The 15,492-nt window shown below is 57.7% G+C and carries 13 protein-coding genes; 8 read left to right on the top strand and 5 right to left on the bottom strand.

Going from position 1 to position 15,492, the window contains the following annotated elements:
- Positions 1–123: 123 nt before the first annotated feature.
- Entirely contained in the window at positions 124–1,650 is a 1,527-nt protein-coding gene (locus RLO149_RS17340) for a cryptochrome/photolyase family protein (protein ID WP_013963398.1), read from the bottom strand.
- Positions 1,647–2,312, bottom strand: coding sequence for an SDR family NAD(P)-dependent oxidoreductase (locus RLO149_RS17345; protein WP_013963399.1), 666 nt, complete (start codon positions 2,310–2,312; stop codon positions 1,647–1,649). Before RLO149_RS17345 ends, RLO149_RS17340 begins: the two co-directional genes overlap by 4 nt.
- A 257-nt stretch (positions 2,313–2,569) precedes the next feature.
- Between RLO149_RS17345 and RLO149_RS17350 the strand changes: the two genes are divergently transcribed.
- The 8 genes from RLO149_RS17350 to RLO149_RS17385 all read left to right on the top strand — a co-directional run bounded on the left by RLO149_RS17350 (position 2,570) and on the right by RLO149_RS17385 (position 11,896).
- A complete protein-coding gene (locus RLO149_RS17350; RefSeq protein ID WP_044025410.1) occupies positions 2,570–4,138 on the top strand; it encodes a 2-isopropylmalate synthase in 1,569 nt (522 codons plus the stop codon).
- Positions 4,139–4,268: 130 nt separating this feature from the next.
- Complete coding sequence (locus RLO149_RS17355; protein WP_013963401.1) at positions 4,269–5,105, top strand: amino acid ABC transporter substrate-binding protein; 837 nt, start codon at positions 4,269–4,271, stop codon at positions 5,103–5,105.
- Between the two features lie 173 nt (positions 5,106–5,278).
- Positions 5,279–6,325 (top strand): rod shape-determining protein, encoded by a 1,047-nt coding sequence (locus RLO149_RS17360; protein WP_013963402.1) that lies wholly within the window; start codon positions 5,279–5,281, stop codon positions 6,323–6,325.
- A 74-nt stretch (positions 6,326–6,399) separates the two neighbouring features.
- Positions 6,400–7,284: a rod shape-determining protein MreC gene (gene mreC / locus RLO149_RS17365; protein ID WP_013963403.1), complete on the top strand. Its 885-nt coding sequence runs from the start codon at positions 6,400–6,402 to the stop codon at positions 7,282–7,284.
- Positions 7,281–7,820 carry a hypothetical protein gene (locus tag RLO149_RS17370; protein WP_013963404.1) on the top strand — a complete coding sequence of 180 codons (540 nt, stop codon included), beginning with the start codon at positions 7,281–7,283 and terminating at the stop codon, positions 7,818–7,820. The genes mreC and RLO149_RS17370 overlap by 4 nt, the downstream gene beginning before the upstream one ends.
- A 31-nt stretch (positions 7,821–7,851) precedes the next feature.
- Positions 7,852–9,795: a penicillin-binding protein 2 gene (mrdA, locus tag RLO149_RS17375; protein ID WP_013963405.1), complete on the top strand. Its 1,944-nt coding sequence runs from the start codon at positions 7,852–7,854 to the stop codon at positions 9,793–9,795.
- A complete protein-coding gene (gene rodA, locus RLO149_RS17380) occupies positions 9,792–10,931 on the top strand; it encodes a rod shape-determining protein RodA (RefSeq protein ID WP_013963406.1) in 1,140 nt (379 codons plus the stop codon). The genes mrdA and rodA overlap by 4 nt, the downstream gene beginning before the upstream one ends.
- Positions 10,932–10,963: 32 nt before the next feature.
- Positions 10,964–11,896 carry a 2-hydroxyacid dehydrogenase gene (locus RLO149_RS17385; RefSeq protein ID WP_013963407.1) on the top strand — a complete coding sequence of 311 codons (933 nt, stop codon included), beginning with the start codon at positions 10,964–10,966 and terminating at the stop codon, positions 11,894–11,896.
- Positions 11,897–11,899: 3 nt separating this feature from the next.
- Here the strand turns inward: RLO149_RS17385 and RLO149_RS17390 are convergent, their stop codons facing one another.
- Genes RLO149_RS17390 through dut form a run of 3 tightly spaced genes read right to left on the bottom strand, consistent with a single transcriptional unit; the run spans position 11,900 to position 15,489 of the window.
- On the bottom strand, positions 11,900–13,915 hold the full coding sequence (locus RLO149_RS17390; protein WP_044025722.1) for a M3 family metallopeptidase: 2,016 nt from the start codon (positions 13,913–13,915) through the stop codon (positions 11,900–11,902).
- Between the two features lie 60 nt (positions 13,916–13,975).
- Positions 13,976–15,037, bottom strand: a complete 1,062-nt coding sequence (locus RLO149_RS17395; RefSeq protein WP_013963409.1) for a HesA/MoeB/ThiF family protein — start codon at positions 15,035–15,037, stop codon at positions 13,976–13,978.
- Positions 15,037–15,489: a dUTP diphosphatase gene (gene dut / locus RLO149_RS17400; RefSeq protein ID WP_013963410.1), complete on the bottom strand. Its 453-nt coding sequence runs from the start codon at positions 15,487–15,489 to the stop codon at positions 15,037–15,039. Before dut ends, RLO149_RS17395 begins: the two co-directional genes overlap by 1 nt.
- Between the last annotated feature and the right edge of the window lie 3 nt (positions 15,490–15,492).

The following is a 15,492-nucleotide window of genomic DNA, read 5'->3' on the forward strand; positions in this document are numbered from 1 at the left end:
TTTCAAACACGGCCAGATCATCCGACCAAACGCTCATATTCCGGCAACTGGCGCGGGTTTTTTCACAGTAACGCGTCGCCAGAAACCTGTTGGCACGCACGGATCGTGCCATGCGCACGCCGGTTAAATGGCTTCACCCGCATCAAGCCGGTCCAATAACGCATTCGCTTCGGCGATCACGGTCTCGCGCTTTTCCGCGTCCATCCGATCCCAGGTGCGATACATGTTCCCCATACGCGCATTGCCCGAAAACCGAGGGCGGTGACGATCCAGAAAATGCCAGTACAGCAAGTTGAACGGACAGGCCGTGTCGCCCGTCTTTTGTGCCACCTTATAGCTGCAGGACTTGCAATAGTCGGACATGCGATTGATATAAGCGCCGCTGCTCACGTAGGGTTTGGACGCGATGATACCGCCATCAGCAAACTGGCTCATGCCGACCGTGTTCGGGGCCTCGACCCACTCAAAGGCATCTGCGTAAACCGCGAGATACCACTCATGCATCTGTTGCGGATCAATCCCGGCCAGCAGCCCAAAATTCCCGGTGATCATCAAGCGCTGGATATGATGGGCATAGGCCTCTTCGCGGGTTTGGCCCACGGCTTTTGCCATGCAATTCATACCCGTCTTGCCGCCCCAATACACGTCAGGTAAATCGCGCGTCTGGCCCAGCACGTTGCGGCTGGTATAGTCGGGCCCTTCCAGAAAATAGATGCCGCGCACGTATTCGCGCCACCCGATAATCTGCCGGATGAACCCTTCCACCGCGTTGATCGGGGCATCGCCCTGCTCAAAGGCGCGCGCGGCGGCTGTACAAACCTCAAGCGGTGTCAACAACCCGATGTTCAGCGAGGTTGAGATCAGACCGTGATACAAGAACCGATTGTCATTCAGCATCGCATCCTGAAAATCTCCGAATTTTGGCAAGCCTTTCGATATGAAATGATCCAGCTGTTGCAGCGCTTCGGCGCGGGATGTTGCAAACCAGAACGGGCGCAGCGCGCCAAAATGGTTTGAAAACCGCACCTCCACCAGATCCAGAACCTCTTGCACGGTTTCATCCGGCTCAAACCGCAAAGGCCCTTCAAAGGTGATCTCATCGGGTGCCGGTTTGCGGTTGTCATGATCGAAATTCCACTTGCCGCCGCTGGGTTGAGCCCCCTCCATCAGCAGGCCCGTCTTGCGCCGCATCTCGCGATAGAAATACTCCATCCGCAACTGCTTGCGCCCGTCGGCCCAATCCTCAAACTCCTGATGGGACGCAAGAAATCGGCCATCTGGCAGCATCTCAACCCGCAAAGGTGCCTCTTTGAGGTGCCCGATAAGGCGCCACTCTCCCGGCTCTGTTGCCAGTACGGTTTGCGCCCCGGTTTGCTCTGCCCGGCGCAACAGCTCACCAACGATGGACCCCGCGTTTTCGCTGTCATCCAGCTGCGCATAGGCAACGTTCCAACCTTCATCACGCAAGTGTTGCGCGAATTTCCGCATGGCCGCAAAGATCAGCGCGATCTTTTTCGGATGGTGCTGCACATAGGAGGTTTCATCTGCAACCTCGGACATCACGACCATATCGGTCGATTTATCGGCCGCCTGCAACGCGCTGAGGCTTTCAGACAGCTGGTCCCCCAGCACCAGAACGAGATGGCTCACCACGGAACCTCTTTGCCCGCCCAGTCGAAAAACCGACCCGTCTGTGCCGGGGACAAGCCGTCCACGACGCGCAACAAGTTGTCTGCCGCCTCGGCGGCAGAGACCGACGGATGCCGACCCAGATATCTTTCCGTAAATGCCGTCTGGACCGTGCCGGGATGCAGGGACACACAAACGGACTGCGGATGCGTGCGCGCCAATTCGATGGACGCCGTGCGCACCACCTGATTGACCGCCGCCTTCGCGCTGCGATAGCTGATCCATCCGCCCACTTTGTTATCCCCGATGGAGCCGACCCGCGCGGATAGTACGGCGCAAACCGCCGGACGGTCGCGCGGCAGTAGTCGCGCAGCATGGCTCAACACCAGTGCCGGCCCGACCGCATTCAAGGCAAACTGATCCAGCATCGCCTTGGCATTCAGGTTTTTCACCGATTTTTCCGGGGCTGCGCCGTCGATTTCCAATGCTCCCGTCGCCACCACGATCAGATCATAGGGTGCACTGACGGAACCCAGATGCTGCGCCACCGAAGTGGAATTTGTGATGTCAAAGCCATCGCGACTGCGCGAAAGACCGGTGACGGCGTCTCCGCGATTGGTAGCAGCAGCCGTAAGTGCCGCCCCAATCCCGCCGGACGCACCGAGTATTAAAGTATTTCTCATCCCAAACGACCTAGAAGGCTCAAGCGATGCTTCAACCCCGTTCACCGCACCTGCGACAAAGCCTCTTTCCATTTCGTGAAGCTGCTGTATAAATTCGATCCATGGTACAGTCAGAACATATCACTTTGACCGCATGCATTCTGCGTGCCCCGGCTGCCCTACTGCTGCTAATCCGCCTCTGAGCGTGCCCTCCGGCGCGCCCGCTCAGAGGGATGTGTTGCGCGCCACGGATTAAAGCACAGAACGAAAGATACACCATGACAGATACGACAAAACAGGATCACGTATTGATCTTTGACACGACATTGCGCGACGGCGAACAAAGCCCGGGTGCGACCATGACCCATTCGGAAAAGCTTGAAATCGCCGGGCTGCTTGATGAAATGGGCGTCGACATCATCGAAGCGGGCTTTCCCATTGCATCAGAGGGCGATTTTGCTGCCGTGTCTGAAATTGCGCGCAACGCCAAAACATCGGTGATTTGTGGTCTCGCGCGCGCCCAGATCGGGGATATCGACAGATGTTGGGAGGCCGTGAAACACGCCAAACGCCCCCGCATTCACACCTTCATCGGGACATCCCCCCTCCACCGCGCCATTCCGAACCTCGATATGGACCAGATGGCCGAACGGATCGAACAGACTGTGACCCATGCGCGCAACCTGTGTGACAATGTGCAGTGGTCGCCCATGGATGCCACCCGCACCGAAGAGGATTACCTCTGCCGGGTGGTGGAAATCGCCATCAAATGCGGGGCCACCACAATCAATATTCCCGACACCGTCGGTTATACGGCCCCGCGCGAGTCGGCGGCCCTGATTTCGATGTTGCTTGAACGCGTGCCGGGGGCTGATACGATCACATTTGCAACCCACTGCCACAATGATCTGGGCATGGCCACGGCCAACAGCCTTGCCGCCGTCGAAGCGGGCGCGCGCCAGATCGAATGCACGATAAACGGCCTCGGCGAACGGGCGGGGAATACAGCGCTTGAAGAGGTCGTGATGGCCCTGAAAGTGCGCAATGACATCATGCCGTTTCATACGGGCATTGACGCCACCAAGATCATGAATATCTCGCGCCGTGTTGCTGCTGTGTCCGGGTTTCCGGTGCAGTTCAACAAGGCGATCGTCGGCAAGAACGCTTTTGCGCATGAATCCGGCATCCATCAGGACGGCATGCTCAAGAACGCGGAAACCTTTGAGATCATGCGCCCCGAGGATGTTGGCCTGACCGAAACCAATATCGTGATGGGCAAACATTCAGGGCGGGCAGCGTTGCGATCCAAACTGGAGAACCTCGGTTTTGAATTGGGCGACAACCAGCTCAAGGACGTCTTTGTGCGCTTCAAGGAACTGGCCGACCGCAAAAAAGAGATTTATGACGACGATCTGATCGCTTTGATGCGTACGGCGACAGACCCGGAAAACGACCGAATTCAATTGGTGTCGCTGCGCGTTGTATGCGGTACTGATGGCCCGCAGCAGGCCGACCTTGTCTTGAATATAGATGGCGTTGAAGAATCTACCACGCAAACCGGGGACGGCCCGGTTGATGCGTCGTTCAATGCGATCAAGGCACTGGTTGCACATTCGGCACGCCTTCAGCTTTATCAGGTGCACGCGGTGACCGAAGGGACGGACGCGCAGGCAACCGTTTCTGTGCGCATGGAAGAAGACGGCCGTATCGTGACGGGGCAGTCGGCCGATACGGACACTGTGGTTGCCTCAGCACGCGCCTATATCCATGCTTTGAACCGTCTGCTGGTGCGTCGTGAAAAAGCCGGTAAGGACACCCGTGAGATCAGCTACAAGGACGTGGGCTGAGCGTTTCGGCAAGATTGCGCGCCTGATACGATAAAAAACAGATACCGTCGATTTTCCGGCGGTATCTTGTCTTGTTATCTGATACGGTTGCAAAAAAACATAAACAACAACCTCAAACAGGATACTTATCATGCGCCCTCTCTTTGCAGCTTTGATCGCAGCAATCCTCATGCCCGCCGCCGCCCAAGCCCAAACACTTGAGCGAATTAAAGAAAACGGACAATTGGTCATCGGCTTTCGGACCGACGCAGCCCCGCTGTCCTACTTGGGCGAAAACGAACCCAAAGGATACACGCCCACCGTCTGCTATGTATTGGCGTCAAAGATTGCAGCAGCGGTCGAACTGCCCGATATGGAAATCATCTTCCGACCAGTGACTGCGGAAAACCGATTTGAGGAAGTTGCGAATGGCAATATCGACCTGCTGTGTGGTGCAGCCACAATCACGCTTGAGCGCCGCGAATTGGTTGATTTTTCCGTGCCGGTGTATGTCGATGGAACTGTGGTTGTGCTCAAGAAAGACGGGCCTGAATCGCTGGATGAGCTGGCCGGAATGAAGGTCGGCGTGCGTTCCGCCACGACCACGCTTGATGCATTGCAAAACTCACTGAATGCGGCGGATATCGCGGCGGAAGTCGTAGTCTTCGATGATCACCCGACGGGCATGGCTGCGCTGGAGCAGGATGAAATCACAGCCTATTTTGCGGACCAGTCCATCTTGATGAACATGGTCGCGCAAAGCGAAGTGGCGGATGACCTGAAGGTTTTCGACCAACTATTGACGGTGGAAAAGCAGGGGCTCGCCATGGCACGCGGTGATACTGAGTTTCGTCTTATTGTCGATCGCGGGTTGTCAGAATTGTTTACCGAAGGCGCAATGGAACAGGCATTCGCGCGCGCACTGCCCAATGTGAAACCGGGTTTAGGCCTTCAGTCGATGTTTCTTTTATCGCCAACCCTGCCCTGACCCGCACGACCTGATGCGATAAAACAGGGGCGTTCATCATTTTCTTCAAAAAGCAAGATGATGCCTAGAACATCGTTAACGCCCCTTTCACCATATCGCGGCTAAGCATATAACACAGGACAACCGGGCCGCTGGGCTCGGATAAATCAGATTCGGGCAAGGTTATAAGCGTCATGGCACTATTCGATAGTTTTCGTGGTCTTTTTTCGTCAGATATGGCGATCGACCTCGGCACTGCAAACACGTTGGTTTACGTTAAAGGCCGTGGGATTATTCTGTCGGAGCCTTCGGTGGTCGCCTATCACGTTAAGGATGGCGTGAAAAAAGTGCTCGCGGTGGGCGAGGATGCCAAGTTGATGCTGGGGCGTACACCCGGCAGCATTGAGGCGATTCGCCCGATGCGCGAAGGTGTGATCGCCGATTTCGACACTGCCGAAGAAATGATCAAACACTTCATCCGCAAAGTGCACAAACGTTCCACTTTCTCCAAACCCAAAATCATCGTCTGCGTCCCCCATGGTGCAACGCCGGTTGAAAAACGCGCTATCCGCCAGTCTGTTCTGAGTGCTGGCGCACGTCGCGCGGGGCTTATCGCAGAGCCGATCGCGGCGGCCATTGGTGCTGGCATGCCGATCACGGACCCCACGGGCAACATGGTCGTGGACATCGGTGGTGGTACGACCGAGGTCGCGGTCCTGTCGCTGGGCGATATTGTCTATGCGCGCTCTGTGCGCGTCGGCGGGGATCGCATGGACGAAGCGATCATCAGCTATTTGCGCCGTCAGCAGAACCTGCTGGTCGGTGAAACCACGGCAGAACGCATCAAGACGTCCATTGGCACGGCAAGAATGCCCGATGACGGGCGTGGGACGTCAATGCAGATCCGGGGGCGCGATCTGTTGAATGGTGTACCGAAAGAAATCGAAGTGACGCAGGCGCAGATCGCCGAGGCGCTGGCTGAACCCGTCCAGCAAATCTGCGAGGCTGTGATGACAGCGCTTGAAACAACACCGCCTGATCTCGCTGCGGATATTGTGGATCGTGGCGTGATGCTGACCGGCGGTGGCGCATTGCTGGGGGATCTCGACCTGGCGCTGCGTGAGCAAACAGGCCTTGCCGTCTCAATTGCGGACGAGTCACTGAATTGCGTGGCTTTGGGCACCGGTAAGGCCTTAGAATACGAGAAACAGCTGCGTCACGCCATCGACTACGACAGTTGATCGCAACGCATTAACCGCACCCCGTCAGAGGCAGGCATGCCCTGCTCCAAATGGGGGCAGGAGACCGACGCCGAATGGCAAAGGACAGGTCAAACGCGAACGACTTTACCGGCCCGCTGCGCCGGTTATTGATCAGCATCCTGATCCTGTGTCTTCTCGGGACGTTCCTGTTGTGGCGGATCGACAGCCCGCGGGTTGAGCGGTTTCGTGCACAGGTGACAGATACATTTGTACCAAATCTGACGTGGGCGATGGCCCCGGTCACTGGCACCGTCAACCTGTTTCAGGACTTTCAAAGTTATCAACGGCTGGCGCAGCAAAACCGCGAATTGCGCTCTGAACTGCGCCGCATGCAAGCTTGGAAAGAAGCTGCGCTTCAGCTGGAACAGGAAAACGCGCGACTTCTTGATCTCAACAACGTGCGTCTGGACCCGCGCCTGACCTATATCACCGGCGTGGTTCTGGCGGACAGCGGCTCGCCTTTCCGGCAATCCGTCCTCATCAACGTAGGCAGTCGGGATGGGCTGGTGGATGGCTGGGCGACGATGGATGGCATTGGCCTTGTCGGTCGCATTTCCGGCGTGGGGGACAAAACTGCGCGTGTGATCCTGCTGACAGATGCCTCAAGCCGCATCCCCGCAATCATCCAACCCTCAGGCCAGCGTGTAATCATCTCCGGTGACAATTCCGCCGCGCCCTTCATCGACTTTCTCGAAGACAGCGATCTGGTAAAGCCCGGCCACAGGGTCATCAGCTCCGGTGACGGTGGCGTGTTTCCCGCCGGGCTTCTGATCGGTCAGGTTGCGGCCGACCCGACCGGCAAATTACGTGTCATCATGGCAGCTGATTATCAGCGCCTGGAGTTCCTGCGCGTGCTGCGCCACCACGGCAAAACAACTGTCTCTGACAATGCCAGGATCATTGGGCCCCAGCTTCCTGTTGCCGAGGCCACACAATGAGCGAGCAAACCACCACGCGCGTTTGGGGCATGCGGCTGACGTTTGGTCTGATCGTTTGCGTCATTCTGTTTTTCCATCTGCTGCCTTTGGAAACCACGCCACGCCAATGGGTTGGCCCGGATCTGATACTGGCCTTCGCCTTTGCCTGGTCACTGCGGCGGCCGGAATATGTGCCGAGTATCGCACTTGCAGGGCTTTTTCTACTTGCTGATCTGTTGCTTTTTAGACCGCCGGGGTTATGGGCGCTCTTTGCTCTGCTGGCCTGCGAAAGCCTGAAGTCCCGCGCGCTTGGATTGCGCGATGGCAGTTTTGCCAATGAATGGCTGAGCGTTTGCATCATGATGACCACGGTAGCGATTGCGTATCGGCTTGCATTGATGGTGACATTTGTCGATCCTCCGGGTTTTACGCTATCAGTCTTCGAGCTTGTCATGACCATGCTTTTCTACCCCATCGTGGTCGGGATAACCCATAGCGTGCTGGGCGTGCAGAAAACCGCCCCCGGCGATCTTGATGCGAGAGGCCGGCGGGGATGACAAACGCAAGACATGAACCAAGGGGTCTGATGTGAAACGGACACGGGCAGAAACAGATTTCAGCCACCGGCACCTGTCGCGGCGCGCTGCGCTTTTGGGCGGGGCGCAATTGCTGTTTATTGGCGGGTTGGCCGCGCGCATGCGGTATCTGCAGGTCGAGCAGGCCGACGAATTCCGCCTTCTGGCCGAGGAAAACCGCATCAACGTTCGCCTCATCCCACCTTCCCGCGGGGAGGTTTTTGACAGAAACGGGGTGCGGCTTGCGCAAAACGCACCATCCTATCGTATCGTGATCATCAAGGAAGACGCTGGCGATGTGGATGCATCACTGGAACAACTGTCCCGGATCATCGCCCTCGACGACAGTGCGATTGCCCGAATCAAAGACGAAATGCGCAGGTCAGCTCCTTTTCTGCCCGTGACCGTCGCGTCAGATGTGACTTGGGAAGAAATCAGCCGCGTTTCCGTGAATGCACCCGCCTTGCCGGGCATCACCCCCGAGGTGGGACTGAGCCGTGTCTATCCGCAGGGTTCTGATTTTGCTCATGTCTTAGGGTATGTGGGTCCGGTGTCGGACTATGATCTATCAAAGATCACAGACCCAGAACCCGTTCTGATGATCCCCCGCTTCCAAATCGGGAAAGTAGGGGTAGAGACAAAACTTGAACCGCTCATGCGGGGGAGAGCCGGGGCCAAACGGGTCGAGGTCAATGCGACAGGGCGCGTGATGCGTGAACTTGACCGGCAAGAAGGAACTGCCGGGTCGGATATCCAGCTCACTGTTGATGCGGCCTTGCAGGGATACGTGCAGGCGCGCCTGACCGGCGAAAGCGCGAGCGCTGTCATCATCGACTGCGACAACGGCGATCTTGTGGCGTGCGCCTCTGCCCCGACATTTGATCCCAACTTGTTTGTGCGCGGCATTTCACAAAAGGACTACGGGGCGCTGACGGGCAACAAATACCGCCCCCTGGCCAGCAAGACCGTACAGGGGCTGTATCCACCGGGTTCCACATTCAAGATGATCACCGCCATGGCCGCTTTGGAGGCCGGGTTGATCGGCCCGGATGAAACCGCTTATTGTCCGGGGCATCTTGAGGTGTCAGGTCGCCGGTTCCACTGCTGGAAACGCGCAGGCCACGGATGGGTCGATCTGCAGGATTCTCTCAAGAAATCATGCGATGTCTATTACTATGATCTGGCGATCAAGGTCGGTATCGAAAAGATCACGGCAATGGCCAATCGTTTTGGTCTAGGTGTAAAGCACGATGTTCCCATGTCAGCCGTCGCCTCCGGCCTGATGCCAACGATGGAATGGAAACAGATCTATCAGGGTCAGTCTTGGCGGGTGGGTGACACGGTCAATGCGTCCATCGGACAAGGGTTTTTGCTGGCCTCTCCGCTGCAACTTGCGGTCATGACCGCGCGAATTGCCACCGGGCGGGCGGTATCCCCGCGGCTGATCAAATCAATTGACGGCGTCGAAGAACCTGATCGCGGTGGCGAAAGCCTGGGCATGAACGAGAACAACCTGCGCAAGATGCGCAGAGCCATGTTTGCCGTCGTCAATGACCGGCGGGGCACCGCATATGGGTCGCGTGTGATCGAAGAAGAAATGCGCATGGCGGGGAAAACCGGGACAAGTCAGGTGCGTAACATCACCGCCGCAGAACGCCGTGCAGGCGTGATCCGAAACGAGGACCTGCCGTGGGAGCGCCGCGATCATGCATTGTTTGTGAATTTCGCCCCATATGACACCCCCAAATACGCGGTTGCTGTCATCGTCGAACACGGCGGTGGTGGGTCGAAAGCCGCAGCGCCTATTGCCCGCGATATCACGTTGCAAGCGCTTTACGGCGGCACACCACCGCTCGAAGCCTATCCGGCCAAGGACCGCGAACGCATCGGAACCCTGCAACAACAGCTACGCAGCATTCAGCCACAGGCCGCAATAAGCGGGCGCGATCAGGCATGAGCTATCTTGAACATAACGTCAAATCCACGCCGGTGGGGTTGCGCAAGATTTTGCACCTCAACTGGCCTGTCGCGATCCTGCTGGCCACTGTTGCAGGCGTCGGGTTCTTGATGCTCTACTCGGTTGCGGGCGGGTCCTTCTCCCCATGGGCCGAGCCGCAGATGAAGCGGTTCGTCGTCGGTTTCGCCCTCATGCTGATGGTGGCCATGGTTCCCATCTGGTTTTGGCGCAGCCTGTCGGGTCTTGCCTATCTGGGCACGCTTGTTTTGCTGATTGCGGTGGAGCTTTTCGGCACCGTGGGCATGGGCGCGCAGCGGTGGATTGACCTTGGCTTCATGCGACTGCAGCCCTCCGAATTGATGAAAATCACATTGGTGATGTTGCTGGCTGCCTATTATGACTGGCTGCCAGCCAAGAAAACATCGCGCCCCCTTTGGGTGCTTTTACCGGTCATCATCATAATAATCCCTGTTCTTCTGGTTTTGCGTCAACCCGATCTGGGCACGTCAATTCTGCTGCTGGCCGCCGGGGGCGGTTTGATGTTTCTGGCCGGTGTGCACTGGGCCTATTTTGCGGCCGTTACGGCCAGCGGTGTGGCCCTTGTGACCGCTGTTTTTCAGTCCCGCGGCACACCGTGGCAGCTGATCGAAAACTATCAGTTCCGCCGGATTGATACCTTTCTGGACCCCAGTACTGACCCCCTGGGCGCGGGATACCACATCACGCAATCCAAGATCGCGCTTGGTTCCGGGGGCTGGACCGGGCGCGGTTTCATGCAGGGGACACAAAGCCGTCTGAACTTTTTGCCCGAAAAACACACGGACTTTATCTTTACCACGCTGGCGGAAGAATTCGGCTTTATCGGCGCGATTTCATTGCTCGCGCTTTACACGTTGATCATTGTCTTTTGCGTCTGGTCCGCCATGCTGAACAAAGACCGATTTTCGTCTCTGCTGACCCTCGGAATTGCGCTGAACTTCTTCTTGTTCTTTGCCGTCAACATGTCGATGGTCATGGGGCTTGCGCCGGTTGTCGGGGTCCCGCTCCCTCTGGTGAGCTTTGGCGGGTCCGCCATGCTGGTTTTGATGCTTGCCTTCGGGCTGACGCAAAGTGCGCATGTGCACCGCCCCAGATAAGAGCCAGATAAAGGCCAGACAAAAGGACTGACATGACCCTGACCGTATTGTTCGCCGCCAGCAATGAGGACTGGCACAATTACAGCCGGGCGCTCAACAAGGCCTTTACCGAGGCAGACCTGAACGCCGAACTCGTGACAAACGCTCCACCGGACGATGTGGACTATATCGTTTATGCCCCCACATCGACGCTGCAGGATTTCTCACCCTATAAAAACACCAAAGCTGTTTTGAGCCTTTGGGCCGGTGTCGAGCGCATCGTGACAAACGACACGCTCAGCTTTCCGCTGATCAAGATGGTTGATCCGGGCATGACCCAATCCATGGTCGAATGGGTCGTCGGCCATGTCATGCGGTATCATCTGAGCATGGACCGCCATATCGTGAATCCGCAGCGCAAATGGGAGTGGCATTCCAACCCGCTGGCACAGGAAAGACAGGTCTGCATTCTGGGGCTGGGTTCATTGGGCACGGCGGTCGGCAACCAATTGCGCCGCATGAACTTTCGCGTCAGCGGTTGGAGCAGATCCGCCAAAAAACTCGATGGCATCGAGACCTTCCACGGATCAGACGGCCTGTGCGATGCTTTGGCGACAGGCGAAATACTGGTTCTTTTGCTGCCGGACACAGCCGAAACCGAGAATACGCTGAACCGTGAAACGCTGGCCCAATTGCCCAAGGGCGCGTTTATCCTCAACCCCGGACGCGGGCCGTTGATCGAGGATGCGGCGTTGATCGAAGCCCTTGACAGCGGTCAGGTCGCGCATGCCACTCTGGATGTGTTCCGCACAGAACCATTGGCACAGGATCACCCGTTTTGGGCGCATCCGAATGTGACGGTGACACCACATATCGCGGCGGCAACCCGTCCGGTGACTTCCGCCAAAGAAATCGCGCGCAACATCGCCCGCGGTGAAAAAGGCGAGCCGTTTTTCAACCTCGTTGACCGTGCGCGGGGCTATTGAGCGCTATTCAGCGGCCAGCCCGCGCCCTTTGAGCAGCGCATCCACCCCCGGCAACCGACCCCGGAAGGCGATGTAAAGCTCTGCCGCGTCTGAACTGCCGCCCGTGGATAATATGTGCCGTTCAAGTGCCGAGGCACGTTCAGGGTCAAACGCACCGCCCGCTTCTTCGAAGGCGGCAAAGGCATCCGCATCCATCACTTCCGACCACATGTAGCTGTAATACCCGCTGGAATACCCATCACCGGCAAAAACATGGGCAAAATGCGGCGTGGCGTGGCGCATCGTAATCGCTGGCGGCATACCAATACCATCAAGAACCGCGCGCTGCTTTTCCATTGGGTCCGCAGGTGCGGGGCCTTCGTGAAACGCCAGATCAACGAGGGCCGAGGCCACATATTCCACGGTTTGAAACCCCATATCAAACGTCGAGGCATCCAGCACTTTCTGCAGCATGTCGGGGGGAATGGGCGCGCCGGTCTCCGCATGAACGGCAAACTCCGACAGTACCTCCGGGACATCCAGCCAGTGTTCGTAAAGCTGGCTGGGAAGCTCAACGAAGTCGCGCGCCACTGAGGTGCCAGAAATGCTTTCATAGGTCACATTTGACAGCATCTGGTGCAGCGCATGGCCAAATTCGTGAAACAGCGTGCGCGCGTCATCATAAGACAACAGCGCCGGGTCGCCCTTGGCGAAATTGCATACGTTGATGACGATCGGTGCCTGCGGTTTGGGGAATTTCGCTTGCGCGCGCATCGCAGAACACCAAGCGCCCGATCTTTTGGACCCACGGGCGAAATAATCACCAATAAAGACTGCTACATGTTCGCCGTCGCGCGTCACTTCCCATGCACGGCAATCCGGGTGGTACAGCGGTATGTCCAATGGCTTGAACTGCAACCCGAATAGCCGCTCTGCACAGGCAAAGCTGGCCGCGATCATGCGGTCCAGTTGGAAGTATGGCTTCAGCTCTGCCTCATCCAGATCATGTTCTGCAGCCCGCCGTTTTTCCGCATAATAACGCCAGTCCCACGGCACCAATTCATCATTGACGCCATCCTCGCGCATCATCTCAGCCAAGCGCGCGGCGTCGGCATCCGCCTGCGCACGCGCGGGTTCCCACACCGACATCAACAAATCCCGTACGGCAGCGGGCGTTTTGGCCATTTCGGTTTCAAGCTTGAAATCCGCAAAGGAGGCATATCCCAAGAGCTTTGCACGCTCTTCTCGCAAGGACAGGATCTCTGCTGCGATGGCGCGGTTATCCGTCTGACCCCCATTTGCACCCCGCGCGGCCCAGGCTTCAAAGGCGGTTTTTCTGAGATCGCGCCGTGGGGAAAACTGCAAAAACGGAACGATGAGCGACCGCGACAGGGTCACAACCGGGCCGTCGGCATCTTTCTCGGTGCCCGCGGCGCGCGCGGTGTCCACCACGAATTCGGGCAAGCCCTCAAGATCGGCTTCGGCAAGCGGCATGAACCACGCGCGCTCATCCGCCAAAAGGTTTTGCGTGAACTCGGTTCCCAGAACGGCAAGGCGCGCCTTGATTTCCTTCATGCGGGCGTCTTCCGCCCCGGTCAGTGCGGCCCCGGCGCGCACAAACCCACGGTGGGTGAGCATCAAAACACGGTCCTGTTCAGGCCCAAGGCCCAGCGTTTCGCGGGTTTCCCACAACGCGTTGACCCTGCTGAACAGGGCCTTGTTACTGGAAATCTCCGAAAAATGTGCGGCGAGTTTGGGTGAAAACTGGCGCTGCAGGTCCTCGCGCGTCGGGTTGCTGTCGGCGCCTGCGACGGTGAAAAACACCGATAATACCTTGTCAAGATCCGTGCCTGCGGCCTCCAGCGCCTCGATGGTATTGGCAAAGCTGGGCGGCTCGGCGGCTGACGCGATGGCTTCAATCTCGCTGCGATGCTCCGCAAGTGCTGTGTCCAGCGCCGGCGCGAAATCTCCGTCAGAAATGGCATCAAAGGGCGCGATCTGGAAGGGCGTCGCCCAGTCTTGCAGCAATGGATTGGTCATCATGGCTCTCCGTTTTCTTGAATAGCTAGGGCGCATCTGGCGCCAGAGCAACCGTGTGTATCAGGACGCTTTCGCCTGCAGCGACCCGCAGCTCGGGCAGTCGCTGCGCGGCTTGATGGCAATCGTGCGGCTTTCACCATAAAGTGCGTCATAGATCAGCATCTGCCCCCGCAAAGGTGTCCCCGCGTCCGTGATAAGCTTGATCGCCTCAACCGCCATCATCGTGCCGATGACCCCCGGCAATGGGCCAAGCACGCCTGCCTCGGCACAGGACGGGGCCAACTCGGGTGCGGGCGCGCTGTCAAAAACGCAGCGATAGCATGGCGCTCCATAGGCGGGATCAAAAACGCTGAGCTGCCCTTCCCACTGGCTTAATGCGCCTGAAATCAGGGGGGTACCGGCTTTGACAGCTGTTTCATTCACCAGATAGCGCGTGTCGAAATTATCCGTCCCGTCCAGAACGAGGTCGTAATCCTCAAACAACGCATCAGCAATATCCGCAGTCAGGCGGCGGTTGAAGGGGCGCACCTCGACATAGGGATTTTGCGCCGTCATTTCCGCCTGCGCGGAAAATACCTTGGCCGTGCCGATGGAGGCATCGCGATGAATGACTTGCCGTTGCAGGTTGGCGTTCTCGACCACATCATCATCAATAACGCCAATCGTCCCCACGCCACTGGCCGCCAGATATTGCAATATGGGCGAACCAAGCCCGCCCGCACCGATGACCAGAACCTTCGCTTCTTTCAGCCGTTTTTGCCCCGGCCCGCCGATTTCACGCAGGACCATGTGTCGCGCATAGCGGTTCAATTCGCTATCGTTGAACAAGGGTCTGTCGAGGGCGTCGTCGCTCTGTTTTTCGACCGCTTGCGCGCGCGTGCGCAGCCTCGTGATCACCTGACGGTATGAAAAGATCATCAGCGCGAAGCCACCGATCAGCAACCATAGCGCCGGGCTTTCACCTGTGGCCAAACGCAGGGGATGAGCATCTGGCAACACGATGTGCATTGCCAGAACACCAACATACAAAATGCCGATCATCATCGCGCGGGCGGAACGCGGTGCACCCATGAGGCTGCCGATACCCCACAAAACGGCGCACAGCCCAAAAACCAATAGCATCAATCGCCTCCTGTGGACCCAAAACCGCCGGAACCACGATCGGTTTCGCTCAGGCTTTCGGACAATGCAAAGCTAGCCTGAACAACGGGCGCGACCACCATTTGCGCGATCCGCATCCCATGGGTGATTTCAAACGCGGCATCCCCAAGGTTCTGCATGATCACACCGACCGCCCCCCGGTAGTCGCTGTCAATTGTACCGGGGCTGTTGACCAGCGTGATCCCGTGCTTCAGCGCGAGGCCCGAACGGGGTCTGATCTGAACCTCATAGCCCTGCGGAATGGCCATGCACAGACCTGTTGGCACAAGCGCGCGCGCACCGGGTGCCAGTATGATCGGCCCATCAGGAATGTTTGCGCGGATGTCAGCGCCCGCGGCACCAGACGTTTCATAGGCGGGCAATGGCACCGTTACATCGGCACCTTGAGCCCATTTCAGTTCGAGTGATACCAAACC

Origin of the sequence: Roseobacter litoralis Och 149, assembly GCF_000154785.2 — a bacterium.
Taxonomy (GTDB): domain Bacteria; phylum Pseudomonadota; class Alphaproteobacteria; order Rhodobacterales; family Rhodobacteraceae; genus Roseobacter; species Roseobacter litoralis.